General features: G+C 32.3%; 11 protein-coding genes and 3 pseudogenes. 11 read left to right on the top strand and 3 right to left on the bottom strand.

Going from position 1 to position 19,983, the window contains the following annotated elements; genetic code table 11:
• Positions 1-249: 249 nt before the first annotated feature.
• The gene (locus tag ILT06_RS17260; RefSeq protein WP_060488847.1) at positions 250-783 is read left to right on the top strand and encodes an RNA polymerase sigma factor; all 534 of its coding nucleotides are present in this window, start codon (positions 250-252) and stop codon (positions 781-783) included.
• Positions 773-1,600, top strand: coding sequence for a hypothetical protein (locus ILT06_RS17255; RefSeq protein ID WP_064475207.1), 828 nt, complete (start codon positions 773-775; stop codon positions 1,598-1,600). The genes ILT06_RS17260 and ILT06_RS17255 overlap by 11 nt, the downstream gene beginning before the upstream one ends.
• A gap of 11 nt (positions 1,601-1,611) precedes the next feature.
• On the opposite strand, the gene ILT06_RS17250 is transcribed toward ILT06_RS17255, so the two are convergent.
• Positions 1,612-3,372 (bottom strand): peptidoglycan D,D-transpeptidase FtsI family protein, encoded by a 1,761-nt coding sequence (locus tag ILT06_RS17250; protein ID WP_064475208.1) that lies wholly within the window; start codon positions 3,370-3,372, stop codon positions 1,612-1,614.
• Positions 3,373-3,765: 393 nt separating this feature from the next.
• Between ILT06_RS17250 and ILT06_RS17245 the strand changes: the two genes are divergently transcribed.
• Entirely contained in the window at positions 3,766-5,904 is a 2,139-nt protein-coding gene (locus tag ILT06_RS17245; RefSeq protein ID WP_064475209.1) for a peptidoglycan D,D-transpeptidase FtsI family protein, read from the top strand.
• A 279-nt stretch (positions 5,905-6,183) separates the two neighbouring features.
• Complete coding sequence (gene bla / locus ILT06_RS17240) at positions 6,184-7,110, top strand: class A beta-lactamase Bla1 (protein WP_370458083.1); 927 nt, start codon at positions 6,184-6,186, stop codon at positions 7,108-7,110.
• A 19-nt stretch (positions 7,111-7,129) separates the two neighbouring features.
• On the opposite strand, the pseudogene ILT06_RS33090 reads toward bla, so the two are convergent.
• Positions 7,130-7,204 (bottom strand): annotated as a pseudogene (locus tag ILT06_RS33090) (undecaprenyl-diphosphatase); the annotation flags it as partial.
• Between the two features lie 608 nt (positions 7,205-7,812).
• On the opposite strand from ILT06_RS33090, the gene hblC reads away from it, so the two are divergent.
• The 6 genes and pseudogenes from hblC to ILT06_RS32550 form a co-directional block, all read left to right on the top strand.
• Positions 7,813-9,132 (top strand): hemolysin BL lytic component L2, encoded by a 1,320-nt coding sequence (gene hblC / locus ILT06_RS17235; protein ID WP_222655329.1) that lies wholly within the window; start codon positions 7,813-7,815, stop codon positions 9,130-9,132.
• A gap of 65 nt (positions 9,133-9,197) precedes the next feature.
• Positions 9,198-10,424 carry a hemolysin BL lytic component L1 gene (hblD, locus tag ILT06_RS17230; protein WP_064475211.1) on the top strand — a complete coding sequence of 409 codons (1,227 nt, stop codon included), beginning with the start codon at positions 9,198-9,200 and terminating at the stop codon, positions 10,422-10,424.
• A 31-nt stretch (positions 10,425-10,455) separates the two neighbouring features.
• On the top strand, positions 10,456-11,589 hold the full coding sequence (gene hblA, locus ILT06_RS17225) for a hemolysin BL binding component B (protein ID WP_222655328.1): 1,134 nt from the start codon (positions 10,456-10,458) through the stop codon (positions 11,587-11,589).
• Between the two features lie 511 nt (positions 11,590-12,100).
• Positions 12,101-14,710 carry a putative mucin/carbohydrate-binding domain-containing protein gene (locus tag ILT06_RS17220; RefSeq protein WP_222655327.1) on the top strand — a complete coding sequence of 870 codons (2,610 nt, stop codon included), beginning with the start codon at positions 12,101-12,103 and terminating at the stop codon, positions 14,708-14,710.
• 538 nt (positions 14,711-15,248) lie between these two features.
• Positions 15,249-16,724 (top strand): annotated as a pseudogene (locus tag ILT06_RS17215) (serine hydrolase).
• Between the two features lie 475 nt (positions 16,725-17,199).
• Positions 17,200-17,434: pseudogene (locus ILT06_RS32550) on the top strand (hypothetical protein); the annotation flags it as partial.
• A 220-nt stretch (positions 17,435-17,654) separates the two neighbouring features.
• Here ILT06_RS32550 and ILT06_RS17210 read toward each other — a convergent pair.
• A complete protein-coding gene (locus ILT06_RS17210; protein ID WP_064475259.1) occupies positions 17,655-18,944 on the bottom strand; it encodes a glycosyltransferase family 2 protein in 1,290 nt (429 codons plus the stop codon).
• A 269-nt stretch (positions 18,945-19,213) separates the two neighbouring features.
• Between ILT06_RS17210 and ILT06_RS17205 the strand changes: the two genes are divergently transcribed.
• Entirely contained in the window at positions 19,214-19,981 is a 768-nt protein-coding gene (locus ILT06_RS17205; protein WP_001124411.1) for a glycosyltransferase family 2 protein, read from the top strand.
• Positions 19,982-19,983: the final 2 nt, after the last annotated feature.

Below are 19,983 nucleotides of genomic sequence, written 5' to 3'. Positions count from 1 at the left end.
ATCAGATTTTTTTTGAGTGTATTTTTAACATTGTATGCTTTACTTGTTTTTAAGAGCTTGTCATGTCAAAGAATGTATAGATGATTATTTTATGAAAGTAATTGCACACCTTTACATTTTTAGGAGGATTTTTTTATCAAAAAAAGATAAAGAACGGAACAAATGAAACTTGTATCTTGTCTATATATTGAAACCATAATAAAAGTGAGGGCAGTTTTATCTTTATTCAAATAAGTTCGAGGTGTGGAAATGGAAGAGACGTTTATTGAAAAGTGTATTCATGATGAGCTTGACTATGTTATAAAAGACTATTGGCAAGATGTATGGAATTATTCATTTATTATTACGAAAGATCCACACTTATCAGATGATATCACGCAAGATGTGTTTATAAAGGTATTTAAAAATTGGAATTCATTTCGAAAGGAGTCATCTATTAAAACGTGGATATTAAAAATTACAAGAAATACAGCAATAAACTATTTGAAATCCTCCTATTTTAAAAGGATATCATTAGTAGGTTTTTTTAGTGACGATAAGCAATCTCCATCGGCAGAACGAGAGTTTTTTAAGCAAGAGGAAATGAATGAAGTGTGGGATGTTGTTTTAAAGCTACCTAAAAAACACCGTGAAATAATTATTTTAGATGCAAAATATGAATTATCTTATGAAGAAATGGCCGAAACATTAGGTGTATCCATTGGAACTGTTAAATCTAGATTAAGCCGAGCGAGAAGTAAGGTTTCAAAACTAATAGGGGAGGGTAGTAGTGATGAACAATAAAAAAAATCCTAACTGGTATAGTAAATTGAAAAAAGGCCCAATGGAGCATCGGAAAGATGAAGAAGAATTTATTTATAAAATAAAGCAATCGGTATATCAAAATAGTGAAGTAGATTCTGCAACATATAAGAGACCATTTCGTAAAAAAGCATTGCCTGTTGTAGTTGTTTTGGTTTGTACAATGTTATTTTTTATTGTTCAACAACCTTGGCTTGATGATAATAAATCACCGGTACAAAGTAGCACTCAAATTAAGCCTAAAACAAAAGATGAATCTGCTCAAGATCCATCATTAAAACAATTTATGTATGATTTATATCAAAGCACAAATTCAAAAAATGAAAATGATTTGTATAGAGCATTAAATGATGAAGTTCTATTTAAAGGGAAGAGTTATAAGAAGGATGAATTGAAGTTTGATGAAGATATTTTTCATGAGTTGCAAGTCGCTCTTACAATGGGGGGAGAATTTGCAAATGATACAAAAAAAGTATACAAAGTACCAAGTGGATTGACAGAAAGTAACGAACCAAAGCAAGCGCATTTTATATATGCAACGGTTACTGGAAATAAAACAAAAATTTTAGCTGAACCAAAACGAGAATCACAAGTTTTATATGAAGTATCTAATGAAATGGTAAAAGCTTGGATTCCAGAAAAAGTGCAAAATGATGAATATATAAAAATATCGACAATTAACGGTAATACTGGATATGTACAAAAAGAGTATGTTTTAACTGATATTAAGTATTCATTTATGTTCGAAAAGAATGATAATGGTGATTGGAAAATAATAAATATAGATTCTATATGGTAAAAGAGGAAGGTTCACTTTAATGAACCTTCCTCTTTGCTATTATCTTTTTTTTGAAGTGTATGCCAAGACTCTAAAATTTCCGATGTAACGAGAGCAGCGATGTTTTTTTCTGAATTACTACCAGGAATAACGACAGAAATGGCGATTTGTGGATCTTCGGTAGGAGCATATGCAATGAAAAGAGAATGATTTATCATTTTTGCTTGCTCATTCGGAAAACCTGTAATACCCGTTTTACCTGCGACATGAAAGGGTAAGTTTTTAATCTCCTCTATATTTTGACTCATTCCGCCTTGCACGACACTCCAAAATTTCACCGGATAACGATTAGAACTTTCTAAAATTGGTTTAAACTTTTTTGTTTCCTTACCATTTTGATCAATAATAGCACTTACGATTTGAGGTTTATATTTATCACCTTTACTTGCTAAAGTTGCTGCATATTGAGCGAGTTGAAGAGGAGTGTGTACTTCATTTCCTCCCCAAGAGGCATTTAATAAAGCGGAGATACCATTTTCAAACTTGTTTGTTGGATGAAATTCATATTGTCCGTCTTCTTCAAAAGGTAAATCAACCCCGGTTTTAGAACGAAGGCCAAATTGCTTTAAATACTCTGTCCATATATGTGCAACTTTTTCTATATTCCCATTATTTTGGTTGAATAAGGGTAGAGCTACTTTTGCTGTCATAAATGTGTTAGATGAATTAATGATAGCCTGCCTCGGTGTAATCTCACCTGTTGGCGTTCCAGGTGCATTCGTAATGTTATTTTGATTATCATATTGAAAAGTACCTTTATCTAAATAAGTATCTTCAGGTTGAAAAAGCTTTTCGTTTAATCCAATTAAAATAGTAAGTGGCTTTATAGTTGAGGCCATATTTACATAAGATTCACCATACTTTAATTTTTGAATTGCTTTATTTTGCGAAAGTGATTTAATGTTTTCATTTTTAGATGATACATGTGTATTTAATGTATTTGGATCAAACACTGCCGAGTTGGCCATAGTTAAAATTGCGCCAGTTTTTACATCGGTTACTACAACATAACCAGCTTTAGCATCACGTATTTTCTTAATTTGAGATCTTAATGCTTCCTCTGTTTTTTGTTGCAATTTAGAGTCTAAAGCTAGCTGGACATCTTTTCCTTTTTGAACTTTTTGAATGTTCCATAAGGATTTTTTATTATTCATTTTAAAAATCAGTGTTTTTCCGGGTTTTCCTTTTAAATCATTTTCATATTGAAGCTCAATCCCACTTTTTCCAACAGGTCCATACTTAGAATTAAGGTCATTTTCTACATACCCAATTAGCTGTGAACCAACTTCGTGTTTAGGATAATATCGAATCCATTCATCTTTAATTATTACATTATTGGGTTTGTTCTTGTTTATGAATGTAAGTTCACTCTCATTTATGTCAGAGTATAACGGTAAATCATTCATAGTCTGCTTTTTACAAGATTGTTGTAATTGAGATTTTATGTCCACTGTAGAAATGTCATGTTGAAACTCGCTTGAAAATTGATTGAAAAAAGCCAATGTGTTTGCTGCATCTTGTTTCGATAGCTTCTCATCATTAAAAGTGCAATATAGAGACTTAACTTTCTTATTTGTAGCTAGTATTACACCATTTCGATCGGAAATTTTTCCTCTTTCAGCTGAAGAAGTTGCGATAGTAATTGAGATGAAGTTGATTTTTAATAAAATTAGTAAAATCAAACCTACAATAGAAAGAACCGCAAAAAATCTCCATCTTTTTATATGTAACATATAACCCTCCCTTATGTAGCCTATTTCATCTTATAGTTAATTATTTTTTTTGTAAATGTGGAACAATTTTATTATTTAGGTTGTCTATTAAGTATAACAGCATGAAGAAAGGAATAATTAGTATGAAAAGTTACTAGCAAGTCTATGTGTAAGCTTAATATGAGTCATTATACAGTTTAGCATTTCTAATGCAAGCAATAAAAAAATAGAGAGAAAAACAGGAAAGGGGATTTATCAATTACGCGGCTAAACGAAGAAGGCTTGATGCTTACAAGGATGTAGAAAAAAAGATAAGACACTATTTATAACTGAATGGTGATTTCTAATATATAGGGAACGTATTTATTTACTAAGTATTAGTGAGGAGTTCCGGAAGAATTATATGGAGGATTTATGAAAAAACAAAAAGAAAAAAAGCAACAGACATATATATCTATTCGATTAAATATAATGTTCCTTTGCATATTTCTACTATTCTCAGCCATTATTATGCAGCTAGGAAAAGTACAAATCGTTGAGGGAGAGGCTTATAAGAACCAAGTGGAGAGCAGTCAAAATGAAACAACTAGTATACCAGTTCCACGTGGACAAATACTAGATCGAGAAGGGAAAACAGTTGTTAATAATAAATCTCTTCGTACGATTACGTATACAAGGGTAAAGGGAATTACTAGTGAAGATATTTTAAAAACAGCAAAAGACTTAGCGAAAGTGCTTGAAATGCCTGAACAAGATATAAATAAATTAACAGACATCGATAAAAAAGATTTTTGGATGCAGTTGAATAGGCAACGTGCGGAGACAATGATTACTAAAAAAGATATAGAAAAGTTAAAAGATAAGGGAGTAGAGGGAAAAGAGTTAGATAAAAAAATAGAAGACTTAAGACGAAGTCGTGTTACAGAATTAGAATTGGCAGAATTAACAGCACAAGATTTAAAGGTGTTAGCTATTAAAAGTAAAATGAGTTCGGGTTATCAACTAACACCACAAATTATAAAAAAAGATGTAACAGATCAAGAGTATGCGCGAATAAGTGAAAACCTTGCTGAGTTTCCAGGAGTAGATGCAACAGTTGATTGGGAACGTAATTATGTAAATGGTAATTTATTCCGTTCTGTGTTGGGTAATATTACGAGTAGTGAAGAAGGGTTACCGAAAGAAAACTTAGATTCTTATTTGGTACGTGGATATAACCGTAATGATCGTGTAGGAAAAAGTTATATTGAACAACGATATGAAGATGTGTTACACGGTACAAAAGAAGAAGTGAAAAATATTACTGATAAATCAGGAAACATTATAAACACAGAGATAATCTCTAAAGGAAAAAGTGGTAATAGTTTAACATTAACGATTGATATGGAATTACAAAAGAAAGTGGAAGAAAGTATAGAGAAAAATTTGAGAGCGTTTAAGAGTTCAGAGCCACTGTTGGACCGAGCTTTTGTCGTCATGACGAATCCAAATAACGGACAGATTTTATCTATGGCAGGCAAAAAGATTGTAGAAAAAGAAGGGAAATTAGAGATTGAGGATTTGGCATTAGGTAACATGACAACTTCCTATGAGCTAGGGTCCGCTGTAAAAGGTGCAACTGTATTAACTGGATATGAGACAGGGGCAATACAGCCAGGAGATCAATTTTATGATGCACCTATGAAATTTAAAGGTACACAAGCTAAGAAATCGTGGAATGTATCCGGATTTGGTAATATTAATGATTTACGAGCGCTACAAGTATCTTCGAATGTATACATGTTCCAGACAGCTTTAAAAATTGCGGGAGTTAATTACGTACCAAATGGTTCATTGGATATAAAACAAGGAGCATTTGATACGATGCGCTATTATTTTAAACAATTTGGATTAGGAGTTCCAACAGGTATTGATTTACCGAATGAAATAGTAGGACAAACTAGAAAAGTAGATAGTCAGCCTGGGTTTTTACTAGATTTTTCTATTGGTCAGTATGATACGTATACACCGTTGCAATTAACGCAATATATTTCAACGATTGCTAATGGAGGCTATAGAATGCAACCTCAAATTGTACAAGAAATACGAGAGCAATCAATAAAAGAAGAAGAGGTTGGCAAAGTTATACGCTCTATAGAGCCTGTCGTATTAAATCGAATTGATATGAAGACAGAACATATTGATCGAATAAAAGAAGGGTTTAGATGGGTATTCCAAGAAGGTGATGGAACTGGCGTGAAATATTTCAAAAATGCTCCATATAAACCAGCAGGAAAGACAGGGACAGCTCAAACTGTATATGGTGGAGATGATCCAATTGGTAGAAATGCGAAAGGGGAACGTATGGAATGTTACAACTTAACATTAGTTGGATACGCCCCATATGATAATCCAGAAGTAGCATTCTCAGTAGTAGTCCCATGGCTTCATGATGATAAAAATGGTATTAATTCTATAATTGGAAAGGAAGTTTTAGATGTATACTTTGATTTGAAAAAGCAACGTATACAAGGTGAAACTGCTAGTACAGAGAGTTCGAATCAAAATCATTAATAATTGTGTACTTTTCTCAGGGGAAGAGATCCTGTTTATATAAAAGCCTTTATAAGTTAAAGAAAAAGTAAGATTTGAAATAAGAGTTAGTAGCTATCATAGTTGCTATCTCTTATTTTTGTTAATATCTTGGTTACTAGTTAAAAAAGGTTTTAAATTTATGGAACAAACTTGTTTCTTAGATGGTCTATTATGTGTACGTATAAAAACAGGTATTCAAATAGATACATTGTATTGAATTTACTACTTGTTTTCAGTATTGAAAATTTGAAAGGAATGATGATTTTGAAAAATAAGAGGATGCTAAAAATAGGAATATGCATTGGTATATTAGGTATAAGTCTTACAAGCCTAGAAACTTTTACAGGAGGGGCATTGCAAGTTGAAGCGAAGGAAAAGACAGGGCAAGTTAAACATAAAAAGCATGCGACATATAAAGAATTCTCTCAACTTGAGAAAAAATTTGATGCTCGATTAGGTGTGTATGCTATTGATACGGGTACACATCAAACAATAGCTTATCGACCTAACGAAAGATTTGCCTTTGCATCAACCTACAAGGCGTTAGCCGCAGGAGTATTGCTACAGCAAAACTCAACTAATAAATTAAATGAAGTTATCACTTATACGAAAGACGACTTAGTGGAATATTCACCTGTTACAGAGAAACATGTAGATACCGGAATGACACTAGGAGAAATTGCTGAGGCCGCCGTTCGTTCCAGTGATAATACTGCAGGGAACATTTTATTTAATAAAATAGGTGGACCTAAAGGATATGAAAAAGCGCTTAGACAGATGGGTGATCGGATTACTATGGCTGATCGCTTTGAGACAGAGTTAAACGAGGCTATTCCAGGAGATATTCGTGACACTAGTACAGCGAAAGCAATTGCTACGAATCTGAAAGCTTTAACGGTCGGAAATGCGCTTCCAGCTCATAAACGTAATATTCTTACAGAGTGGATGAAAGGAAATGCTACAGGAGACAAACTTATTCGTGCAGGCGTACCAACTGACTGGATAGTTGGAGATAAATCAGGAGCTGGAAGTTATGGGACACGAAATGATATTGCTATCGTTTGGCCTCCGAATAGAGCACCTATTATCATCGCAATTTTATCTAGTAAAGATGAGAAAGAGGCTACCTATGATAATCAACTAATTGCAGAGGCAGCTGAAGTTATAGTTAAAGCTCTTAGGTAATAATCTCTCAATTCTTTATTTAATGTAATTGAAAATATGAACTTGGAAAGCGATTCTTTTTAATGTGAAAAGAATCGCTTTTTTGTATTCCTATAATGAATAGTAAGTATATAAGCGAAAATTATTATTTCATGGACAATTTATCCCCTAAAGTGCATGAGGGAAATTTTCTCCTGTGGTGTTCGTAGCAATAATATTATTATGTATACGATAATAATATTTTGGACTAGTTAAGCTAGATACTCCTATATGGATATGTAATTTTACATATCCATATAAAAGACACATATGTGCTAATCCCTATTAAATTATATTAAAATCATTTTTAGGTAAGGGGATTCATATAGATTTAAGGGAATCAAAGAATTTTTATGTTTAATTATCATAGTATAATTATTTCACTTTATGAAATGAAATTTGTATATAACTTTTTTAAATATAATATTTTTAAATTCGAATAATAAATATCTGAAAAATCAAATTTAATCAATGTGATTTTCAGGTTTACTTATGAAAAACATAGTGTTTAAAATGAGGGGGAAGTAAGGTCCTTATATTCTATCAAAAATAAATAAAAAACGAGATACGATTACTCTATCGGAAAAATTTCTCTCCTCAAGTGTGTGTGATGAAATCCTAACGTTAGGTTGTACAACATTTACGATTAAAACTGTAAAAAACAATAGTGAAGAGGTGTACGGAATGAAGAATAAAATTATGACAGGATTTTTAATAACATCAATCGTTACTGGAGCGACTATTCCTATCAATACTCTCGCAATGCCAATCGTTCAGGCGGAAACGAAACAAGATAATATAGATATTTCCTCAGCATTACGAAAAATAGGTGCACACTCCAAATTAACACAAACCTTTATAGATGGAGCCTTAGCAAGTCCGAATGTGCAACTTGAAGAAGTTCCATCTTTAAATACAACTCAATTTCTAATTAAACAAGATATGAAAGAGTGGTCATCAGAACTATATCCAAAATTAATTCTATTAAATTCAAAAAGCAAAGGATTTGCAACCAAATTTAATAGCTATTATCCAACATTAAAAGGATTTGTAGATAATAAGGAAGATAAAGAAGGGTTTTTAGATAGACTGGAAGTTCTTCAAGATATGACTATAACAAACCAAGAAAACGTGCAACGTCAGATTAATGAGTTAACAGATCTTAAACTACAGGTAGATAAGAAACTGAAAAATGTTGATACAGATGTGGTAAAAGCACAGAGTGTACTTAGTTCAGAGGGAACAGGAAAAATAGACAAGTTAAAGAATGAAATGCTAAATACAAAAAAATCAATTCAAAATGATTTACAGCAAATAGCATTATTACCAGGAGCTTTAAATGAACAAGGGCTAAAGGTATTCCAAGAAATTTATAGTCTATCAAAAGATATCATTGAACCGGCTGCTCAAACAGCAGTAGTAGCGTATAACAAAGGAAAAGAAATAAACAATGCTATTGTAGAAGCAGAGAAGAAAGCAGAGCAAGAGGCAACAGAAAAGGGAAAATCAGCTATAGAAATTGAAGTTGCCAAAAAAGAGGCACGTGAAACGATAGAGAAAAGTAAAAAAGGTGAAATTGCTGCAGCTGCAGTTACGAAAACGAAAGAGTATGATCTTATGAAAGTAATTGATCCTGAAAAAATTAAAAAAACATATAGTACTTTTGCAGAAATTAATAAACTAACAGCAGAGCAACGAGCGCATTTAGATGATCTAGAGAAACAGAATCAAAAATTATATGACTTAACAACTAAATTAACAGTAGCAGATTTACAAAAATCAATGATTCTTTTCATGCAAAATGATTTGCATACATTTGCTAATCAAGTAGATGGAGAAATTGAGCTAATGAAACGTTATAAAGAGGATTTGAATCTAATAAATAATAGTATTACAAAATTATCGACTGAAGTTGATACTAATAACACTCAGTCTCAAAAAGATACATTAAGACGACTAAAAAATGTAACAAATCAACTCGAAGAACAAGTTAATAAATTTTAATATTAAGAAATAATATTTAACGAAAAAATTATAACGCAACTGAAAATAAGGAGGAGAATCAAAAAATGAAATTTCCATTTAAGGTCATAACTTTGGCCGCTTTAGCAACGGTTATAACTGCTACGAATGGTAGTACTATTCACGCACTTGCACAAGAACAGACAGCACAAGAACAGAAAATAGAAAATTATGCGTTAGGACCTGAAGGGTTAAAGAAAGTGTTGGCTGAAACAGGCTCTCATATTCTTGTAATGGATTTGTACGCAAAAACAATGATTAAGCAACCGAATGTAAATTTATCCAACATTGATTTAGGTTCAGGAGGTGGAGAATTAATCAAAAACATTCACCTGAATCAGGAACTGTCACGAATCAATGCAAATTACTGGCTAGATACAGCGAAGCCAAACATTCAAAAGACAGCACGTAATATTGTAAATTATGATGAACAATTTCAAAATTATTACGACACACTAGTAGATACTGTAAAAAAGAAAGATAAGGCGGGCCTCAAAGAAGGAATAGGGGATTTAATCGGTACAATTCATACAAATTCAAATGAAGTTACGGAAGTTATTAAGATGTTAGAAGCTTTTAAAACAAAGTTGTATACAAATACTGTAGATTTTAAAAATAATGTTGGAGGTCCAGATGGACAAGGGGGATTAACGGCTATATTAGCGGGAAAACAAGCACTAGTCCCACAACTTCAGGCCGAAATTGAGAATTTACGTTCTACGCAGAAAGCGCATTTTGATAATGTATTAGCCTGGTCAATTGGTGGTGGATTAGGAGCAGCTATTTTAGTTATTGGAACGATTGCAGGAGCGGTAGTAATTGTTGTGACCGGTGGCACAGCGACACCAGCTGTTGTTGGTGGTCTAACAGCTCTAGGGGCAGCTGGTATCGGTTTAGGAACAGCAGCTGGTGTTGCGGCATCTAACCATATGAGCTCCTATAACGAAATTTCTAATAGAATCGGAGAATTAAGTATGAAAGCCGATCTTGCTAACCAAGCAGTTATTTCACTTACTAATACAAAAGACACGTTGACATATTTGTATCAAACAGTGGATCAAGCAATCATGTCTCTAACGAATATTCAGCAACAATGGAATACGATGGGAGCGAATTATAAAGATCTATATGATAATATCGACCAAATGCAAGAACATAAACTTTCTTTAATACCTGATGATTTAAAGGCTGCAAAACAAAGTTGGAATGATATTCATAAGGATGCAGAATTCATTTCAAAAGACATTGCTTTTAAACAAGAAAAAACAAACTAAAAATCAATATATATGTATAGGAGGAATTAGGATGAATAAAAACTTTCCTTATAAACTACTTGCTGTATCGACGTTTTTGACTCTGACAACAACTACTGTAGTTTCTCCAGTGGCAGCCTTCGCAAATGAAAGTAAAATGGAACAAACTAGTACCGAAGATATATCTCTTTCTGTAAACAGCGAAAAGATGAAAAAAGCTTTGCAAGATGCTGGGGCATTTGCAAAGTCTATGAATGATTACTCTTATTTGTTAATTAAAAACCCAGATGTTAACTTTGAAGGAATTGACATTAAAGGATATACAAATCTACCTAGTCAAATTCTACAAGATCAAAAGAATGCAAGAGAGCATGCTACGAAATGGGATTCACACATAAAAAAACAACTTTTAGATACATTGACGGGGATTGTAGAGTATGATACTAAATTCGACAATTATTATGACACATTAGTAGAAGCGATTAATGAAGGGGATGCAGACACATTAAAAGAAGGCATTACAGATTTACAAGGTGAGATTAAACAAAATCAAGTATATACACAGAATTTAATACAAGAACTGGCTGAGTTAAGAGATAGTATTGGAGAAGATGTCCGGGCATTTGGAGGTCATAAAGATATTTTGCATTCGATTCTGAAAAACCAAGCATCTGGAATTGATGAAGATGAAAAGCGCCTAAATGAAGTTTTAGAGCAAGTAAGACATTTTAAACAAGTAGAATCAGATGGAATTATAACTGTATCAATTCCCTCAATTCCTACGTGGATTGCTGGTGGTGTAATGATAGGGGTAGCAAGAAATAATTTAGGTACGTTAGAGCCATTGTTAGCACAATTACGTCAGACTATAGATTATAAAGTAACATTAAATCGTGTAGTTGGTGTTGCGTATAATAATATTAATGAAATGCACAATGCGATTGGATCGGCTATTAATGCACTTACCTATATGTCTGCACAATGGCATGATTTAGATTCTCAATATTCGGGAGTGCTTAGTCATATTGATAAAGCATCCCAAAAAGCGGATCAAAATAAATTCAAATTCCTAAAACCTAATTTGAATGCAGCGAAAGATAGTTGGAAAACATTGAGAGCGGATGCGTTTACATTAAAAGAAGGGATAAAAACATTAAAAATGGATCCTGTTTCTTCAAAAAAATAGCGGAATACGGTATTTGTTGCAAGGGCATTTATACAGTTATAAAATGATTTTTTGTTCTTTATAAATTGAAAAGACGGAGGTATAATCAGGCCTCTGTCTTTTGTTTTATTGAAATATTTTTATAATTCCATCCTATATGTAGAATGTAGTTATACAAGTTTGAATTTTTAAGGTGAATGATTTTTATGAATTTTTCCGTAAAACCTAATCTATGATTAGTGAGCTTTATATTCTTATTTTCCTAATTGAATACTTTTATACAATTAGATGGAAGTTAAGAATACTAAATCAAAACATAATAGGTTGTTATTGATGAGTTTATTGTAAAGTTGTTATTTTATGTGTCATCAAATAACATTTATAAACAATTAGAAATAAAGAAAAGGAGACTATTATGAGAAAAAATAGAGTATTAGATACAACATAAATAGCGTAAATAGTTTTTGATGTAAAAACATGATAAATAAAATAATAGTCCTTACATGTACTAAGGGAAAATGAGGGAGATAATATGGGGAATAACTCAAAATATAAAACTAGAAAAATACTTGCAGCCACCGCTACAGTAACTATGCTTGCAACTGCAATGATTTCTACAACAGATATCATTGCAGAGGAAACAAAGCAGCAAAAAAAAATATCGACATTACTGCAAGAGGGAAAGTCAGTTAAATCAGAAAACAGAACATATACAGTCCCAGGAAAAGGGGATGTTGAGGTACTGAAACAACAGGAAAGAAAAAGTATGGCATTTAGTCCATATGAACCCACTGGTTTATATGCAAAGCCAAATGAACAAATAACGATTAATGTAGAAGGAAATCAAAATATTCAAGCATACATTGGAACGTATTCGTATGATGCTTCTTGGAGAGAAGATTCTAAAATAAAATCATTTACATTAAAACCTGGTATAAACACGATTCAATCTCCAAATGGGGGGATGATTTATTTTTATAATAAACAACAAGGTGGCACTATTCGAACAACAATCACAACGGGTGGAGCGACTACTCCTTTCTTTGAACTAGGCAAACATACGAAACAAGATTTAATAAACATGCTGGACCAATATCCAAATGCACATGCGGTGGAGTTAAAAGGAGAACGTGTATTAATTACGGCCAGCCCGGCACGTGTTAAGAAATATTTGTTAGGTTCTAATACAGATCCTGTACAACTCTTAAAAAAGATGGATGAAGCTACTCGAATTCAAGACAAAGTAGCTGGATTATCTGAAGAACAAGCAGATAAACATTATATTCATTACGTAGAAGAAAATCATTCTCCTGATTATTATATGTATGCAACTTCTTATCGAACCGCATATGTGGGAGACGCAATCCAATACGTGTTAGATATTAATAAATTTATAAAAGATGGTTGGGGTCCATGGCATGAGGCAGGGCATTTGAGACAGCAATCACCTTGGAAGTTTTATAATATGACAGAAGTACAAAATAATATTTACAGCCTTTCTGTAGAAAAAGCATTTACATCTAATCAACCTTTTAGATTGCAACAAGAGGGTGCTTATACTAAGGCATTTCAATACTTAGAACAATCTAATAAAAATTATGATGAAATTAGTGATGCTTTTGTTAAGCTTGTTATGCTTTGGCAACTACAATTAGCATATGGAGAAGACTTCTATCCTAAACTGCATCAATTGTATAGAGATATGCCTTCTGATGAACTTCCACAAACAGATGAAAATAAAAAACAATTATTTATGATCTCAGCATCAAAAGTAGCCAAACAAAATTTGATGCCTTTCTTTGAGAAGTGGGGATTACGTCCAAATAATGATACCATTCAAAAAGTGGCTGCATTAGGATATCCAATTTTAACAGCAGAGATTTGGAAGGGTACTGATTCTAATCCGATTAAACCAAATGTGCCTAATGCAAATAATATTTTAGAAGGAAGACAGTTTGCGTGGTCAATGAAAGGAATTAGTGATTTCGAGTTTGCTAAAATCAATTTCAATAAGTCGGCAGAAGAAATGCAAGTGGACTTAAAAGCAGGCGTACCGCATCACTATTTTAATGAAACATATGCGAGTATTAAAGTACAAAATGCATCAGGCAAAGTAGTATACAAGAAAGACATTTATGGAAACAAACAACAAAATGCTGAATCGCAAAAAGTTCCAGTTAAAGTAGGGGATTATATTGAGTTAACACATCTAGAAGGTGTGCATAGAGCTACTTTAACAAATATAGATAATAGTAAACAAGAAAGCTTTGGAAAAAAAGCAATGTACGAAGTTACAAAAGAAGGTCTGAAAAAAGTAGAAAAAATGCCAGAATCAACAATTTTAGATGGGAATCAATTTGCATGGTCACTAAAAGGAATAAGTGATTTTGAGTTTGCTAAAATCAATTTCAATAAGTCGACAGAAGAAATGCAAATGGACTTAAAAGCAGGCGTACCACATCACTATTTTAATGAAACATATGCGAGTATTAAAGTACAAAATGCATCAGGCAAAGTAGTATACAAGAAAGACATTTATGGAAACAAACAACAAAATGCTGAATCGCAAAAAGTTCCAGTTAAAGTAGGAGATTATATTGAGTTAACACATCTAGAAGGTGTGCATAGAGCTACTTTAACAAATGTAGATAACAGTAAACAAGAAAGCTTTGGAAAAAAAGCAATGTATGAAGTTACAAAAGAAGGCATGAAGAAAGTAGAAAAAATGCCAGAAACAACGGTTTTAGACGGAAATCAATTTGGTTGGTCTTTAAAGGGATATAGTGATAGGGAAATCGCAAAAGTAGATTATAATAGGGCAACAGAGAAAATGCAGGTGAATTTAGAAGCAGGTGTACCACATTCTTACTTTAATAATACGTATGCAAGTATTAAAGTACAGAATTCATCCGGTAGTGTTGTGTACAATAAGGAAATAGTGGGAAATAGACAACAAACTGCTGAAAGCCAAGCCGTGCCCGTAAAAGTGGGAGATTACATTGAGTTTACCCATATAGAAGGGGAAGCAGTAAAGGAAAAGACACGCGCTACACTTATTAACCTTGAGAATAATAAACAAGAATATATAGGAAAAAAAAGAACCTATCAAGTTACTTCTACGGGATTAAACAAAATAGATTAACATGAAGAATATTCAAATTATTAGTAAGATGCTAAATAGCAGTTCATTATGAACGGCTATTTGGCTTTTATTTATATAAAAGTGAAATGAAAATACTCTCTCTATTATATATACTCTTGTTTTCATCAACAGCTATATTTTTTAATGTAACTTGTAAAAAACTCACATTATTAACTGTTTCCCATTCATTCAAGCTATTGAGAGATAGTTAATGGTTTTTTGAATGTTTTATTTCAATTAACTATCGAGTGAATACAAATAGAATATCTTCTTAGAAAAAGCGAACTGACACGGGGTACTCTTTTTTATGGTCGTAATGTCCCACAAGAATAAGTACTAGTATCTACTGATATTGGAAAGTGAATAGCCTGAAAAATGTACGGGATTGATTTTTATTACAAATTTGTAAGGTTATGTAATGGAAATCGATAGAATTGGATGTTTGAATAAAATAATCTGTATAAAGAATAGAATATTATGAAAAAGTAAAAGAACATCTAGTTTTTTTAAAAATGCTGTATGCATATTTATATTCATTATGAGTGAATTGACTTCCACGAAAGTAGTAAGGGCACAATCGAAAATTTTAGCTGATAGGAGCATAGAAAACTTTAAGAAAAAGATGGATGAGCAAGTACCTAAATGGCAGCAGGATTATGATGTACCAGGGGTTGTGATAGGAGTTGTAAACAATGGGCGTATTGCTTATACACTAAATTATGGTTATGCAGATAAAAATAAGAGAAAAGAAGTGAATGATTATACTTTATTTCAGGCAGGTTCGGTGTCCAAAGGTCTTACTGCTTGGGGAGTTCTACATCTTGTAGACGAAGGGCTTCTATCATTAGATGAACCGGTGGGCAACTATCTAAGTAAATGGAAATTACAAAATTCGAAGTTTGATAATAATGAAGTCACGATAAGAAGGTTATTAAGCCATACGGCAGGATTGTCCACACATAAAGGGTATTTAGGAGTGGTACCTGGGGAACCGCTCAATGCTATTGAAGAATCACTGTCTGGGAAATGCAGGAATAGTGATTCTGTTGAGATAATTAAAAAGCCAGGTTCAGAAGCGATATACTCCGGGATTGGCTATACGATTTTGCAGCTTGTTATTGAAGAGGTGATAGGAATTCCCTTTGAACGTTACATGGGTAAACAAATTATGGAACCATTAGGAATGAAATCTAACTCATTCCGACAAACCCCGGATAATTCAAATCTTTCGAAAGCTTACGGATACTTTGGCCAAGAAATCCCGAATTATCAATATACCAAACAGGCTGCTGCAGGTCTCAGAACAAATGTTACGGATATGATGACTTTCATACTGGCAAGCATGGAAACTACTGATCATAAAGGTAAGGGGTATGGTGTCATCAAAAGTGAACGTGTGGAGGAAATGCAAAATCCGGTATTAGGTGAGAATGGTTTAGGTATATTTGAGAGTAAGTTATCTAATCAATGGAAAATGATGTACCATTCTGGTGATAATCGGGGGTGGCATTCCTTTTATGGCTACCAAAGGATGGATTAGTCATTTTCACGAATGGTGAGAATGGTAAAGATGTAAGACAGGACATTTACCATGAATGGATAAAACACGAGACTGGGGAAGTTCCTCGAAAGTTATTTTGCCTTCGAAGAGCAAAGAAAAATAAATGCTATTATATCCGTCGTTATTGGGGCAGTACTTGGTATATACTTGCTACTATTTGTAATTAGATTTAAACAGAGGAAAAGAGCTTTTATTTTGAAACACGAGAAAAAAACTTACATTAGAGTTGGAGTTAGAACACTTCTACTTTTTAGTATTGCTCTGTACTTGTTTTGTCGCACCTACATGTGGAGCACTTTAAGTTTAAGTGCAAGCAATAGAATAAATATAATGCTCATACTGGCATGGATGTTGGCGTTATTAATTGTAGGATTCTTTCCCCAAAAAAAACGAAGTAGCACAAATAAAACGCTAAAGTCTGAAGCTGTTGGTTATAAATCAAAAGGGAATTAAACGTTATGTAGCTGGAAGCTGGGAAAGATTTGTTATTGTACACTTCTAAATTTTGAAGTGTTATATATCTAATTGATAATGACATGTTTAGTTGGGGTTAATTCCTAAAAAATAAAGTGGTAAGTACTTAATATAAGTGTATATTAACGTGCAAACAGGGCTGCAAGTAATTGGTAGTCCTGTTTGTAATGTTAAATAAAGACTCGCTGAGGATCTAATGAGAAGAAAAAGAACCCTATAGGGTTCTTTTTCAAGGCATATTAACAGTAAGGAGAACCATGAAATGCTACTTCAAATCTTTATTAGGGGAAAGATTTTGAAAAGCTTAACATACATCTATTTTTACATAAATGTAATATATAGTGAATTGATAATGTTTATACTTACTATTACTAATATTCAATTAAGATAGTTAACGCTATGTGTATAGTGTTAATGAACGTTTAATGCAGTATACATTTAAAAATATGAGTAAATAATAAATTGTCTTACAAATATCTTGTTTTTTAATACTTATATCTATAACGTTTATCAAGATGAAAATTAACACATGGATGGCTTTAGGATTTACGTTGGTTGTAATAGAAAAAGGTATTAAGGCAGGATATGACTTTTACAAACATGATTACTATGGTGTCAGTTGGAGTTTAGCTATCATTGTCTATTGCATATATGAGATGAAAAATTATCATATTGAAACAAATAAATAGCCGCAAAAAAATAAGGTTTTAGTAGGCGAAATGCTTATTAAAATATACAATAAAGAATGGGGAAAAGTGTATTAGTTTTAGAAATTTGAGTTGAAAAGCGGCTAACAAAAGCTAAGAGTGATTAGAGCATTCATAGATGTAATAAAAAGAGGTTAACCCAAGTAGCTATTCAGCTATATTTGAGGCAACCTTCTTTTTATATTTATTTGTAAAATCCCTGTCACTCTTCTCGGTATTCTTCAGCTAAGTGAGAGGGATATGATGAAATAGGAGGACCAATCTTAAAGTGGGCTAAATTGGTCTTTGAAATTGCTATACAGTTCTTTAATAAATAAAGTTTTTGTAATATATCTTTATCTATTGGATGAAGCATGTGATTTGTCATAATGAAATAATTGTTATGATAAATAAATACTTTTCCTTCAGGGAGGATTGTTTGATTGGATAAATTCGGATGAATAGGTGGTCCATCTGAAAATTGATCTAAACTATTTTGTGAAACTTTAATAATTTCTTGAGCTGTAAATTTAAATTTGCGAAATGCTATCGTGTTAATGAAAAGACGTTTTTGATTATTTTCTATATAAAACAACTCTTTTTTTTCGTTTTGTACAACCCGTAAATTTGGAATTGATTCTGCAAGGGTTATGGGGGGACCTTCTGTATATTTGTAGATGAATGGATCGGGGATTAAGACAATTTCATTTTGATTATATTTGAAGTAGGAAATCATGTCTTTTGAAATGAGCCTACGTTTAAAATTATCAATCAAAAATACTTCACCTTGTGAATTACTAAACAAAATACCATTTAAATCTTTTGAAGGGAGGTTAGCATATAGGTTTTGGAAAGAAAATGGTGTCTTAAAAGTAATATCGAGCACTTTGCTAATAGGATAAAAAGGTTGGAATGTATTTAGGCGTTTCCAAAACATTGCATCTCCAACAAACCAATATATAGGGTTTGTATCCCAATATTCGCAATATTTTTCATAAACCTGTAATAATATTCTTCTAGTATGCATAACTGAACAGTGATCTACAACATTTGCAGCTGTATATAAAATTTTTGAAGCTTCTCTCACAAATTCATGTATAGGCTGTAGGTTGTAATCAACATATTTTACGTATTGAGAAGAGTACACTACATCTATTTCAGGATGTTTTTCTAAGAAAGATAACATTTCAGCTAATCTATTTGGAAGATACATAGTATCATCCGTTAAATAACAAATATAATCTCCATGGGTTAATGGAAGTGCCTCATTGATAAGAGTTGCATATCTTGTGGTTTTATATCTCTCATTATCTTGTATAATACTATTTTTATAATTAATTCGAGGATCATCTAAATAATTTTTTATAATATTTATAGTTTCCGGACAGGAGTTATCATCCATAATAAAAAGTTCCCATTCTTTATAAGTTTGCATTAGGACACTTTCAATAACTTGATTAATTAATGTTGGTTTATTATAGCTAGTAAGGATAATTGATATTAGGGGTTGCAAAGTCTTCACCTCTTTTGAGAATATTGAATGTGGTTTTTCTAGTGAAATCTAATAATTAAACCTGTATTGATACTTTCTTATTTATACTTGAATAGTTTATTACTTTGTAATAGATATGGTATGGATTATAGTGGAGTGGAAAAATACATGCTGCTATAAATTTTAATAGATATATAAATCTTTTTAAAAATTATCGGAACGGATTGTCCTTCTTGTTTATATAATAACGTAACTGTTTTTGTATTTGTTGATAAGGAGGAGAGGGAGATTTGCCTAAAATTTCAGTTATAATGACAAGTTACAATAAGCCTACGTTTGTTGAAAAATCAATATTAAGTGTATTAAACCAAACTTTTCAAGATTTTGAACTTTTTATTATGGATGATGATTCTAATGAAATGACCCAGAAGGTTATTCGACCATTCATAAATAAGGAAAATGTACATTTTTATAAAAGTAATGTGGCTCATATTTCTGAACGCACAAAAAAAGTCAGATATGCGGCTTTAATTAATGAGGCACTTAAGCAGGCGAAAGGGGAATATATAACTTATATTACAGATGATAATCAATATGAAAAAGAACGCCTTAAAAAGATGTCTAGTTATCTTGATGAGAATAAAGAGGTTCAAATTATTTATTCTGCATCAAAAACGATTCATGTAGATGAATCAGATTTACCTATTAAAACGGTTGAAAGACCTGCTAAAAAAATTACGAATAATGCCCCATGTTCAATTGATCATTGTTCTATTATGCATAGAGCCTCTGTTTTACCAATTCTTGAAAAAAGGTGGAATTCTTACTGGGATGAAGATCCTCAGTTTTATCGGATAGGAGATGCCCGCTTTTTTTGGAGATTAAATCACTATTGGGATTTTTATCCCTTAGATGAAATTTTAGATATTAATTATATTACTCCTCATTCAATACATGCGCAGTTATTTGCCGAAGAAAAAAATGAATTTGTACAATTATTACCACCACAAAGAACATGTAAAGAATTAAGAGAAGACCTAAGAAGAAAAAGAGGGTGAAA

Origin of the sequence: Bacillus sp. 17RED48, from assembly GCF_019837545.1 — a bacterium.
Classification (GTDB): domain Bacteria; phylum Bacillota; class Bacilli; order Bacillales; family Bacillaceae_G; genus Bacillus_A; species Bacillus_A wiedmannii.
Note: the sequence above shows the minus strand (reverse complement) of the source record. Positions and strands in the feature narration are given on the sequence as shown.

Excerpts from the sequence above, each read along its gene's own strand:
- ILT06_RS17260 (WP_060488847.1), top strand. The coding sequence starts at position 250 with ATGGAAGAGACGTTTATTGAAAAGTGTATTCATGATGAGCTTGACTAT.
- ILT06_RS17255 (WP_064475207.1), top strand. The coding sequence starts at position 773 with ATGAACAATAAAAAAAATCCTAACTGGTATAGTAAATTGAAAAAAGGC.
- ILT06_RS17250 (WP_064475208.1), bottom strand. The coding sequence starts at position 3,372 with ATGTTACATATAAAAAGATGGAGATTTTTTGCGGTTCTTTCTATTGTA.
- ILT06_RS17245 (WP_064475209.1), top strand. The coding sequence starts at position 3,766 with ATGAAAAAACAAAAAGAAAAAAAGCAACAGACATATATATCTATTCGA.
- bla (WP_370458083.1), top strand. The coding sequence starts at position 6,184 with ATGATTTTGAAAAATAAGAGGATGCTAAAAATAGGAATATGCATTGGT.
- hblC (WP_222655329.1), top strand. The coding sequence starts at position 7,813 with ATGAAGAATAAAATTATGACAGGATTTTTAATAACATCAATCGTTACT.
- hblD (WP_064475211.1), top strand. The coding sequence starts at position 9,198 with ATGAAATTTCCATTTAAGGTCATAACTTTGGCCGCTTTAGCAACGGTT.
- hblA (WP_222655328.1), top strand. The coding sequence starts at position 10,456 with ATGAATAAAAACTTTCCTTATAAACTACTTGCTGTATCGACGTTTTTG.
- ILT06_RS17220 (WP_222655327.1), top strand. The coding sequence starts at position 12,101 with ATGGGGAATAACTCAAAATATAAAACTAGAAAAATACTTGCAGCCACC.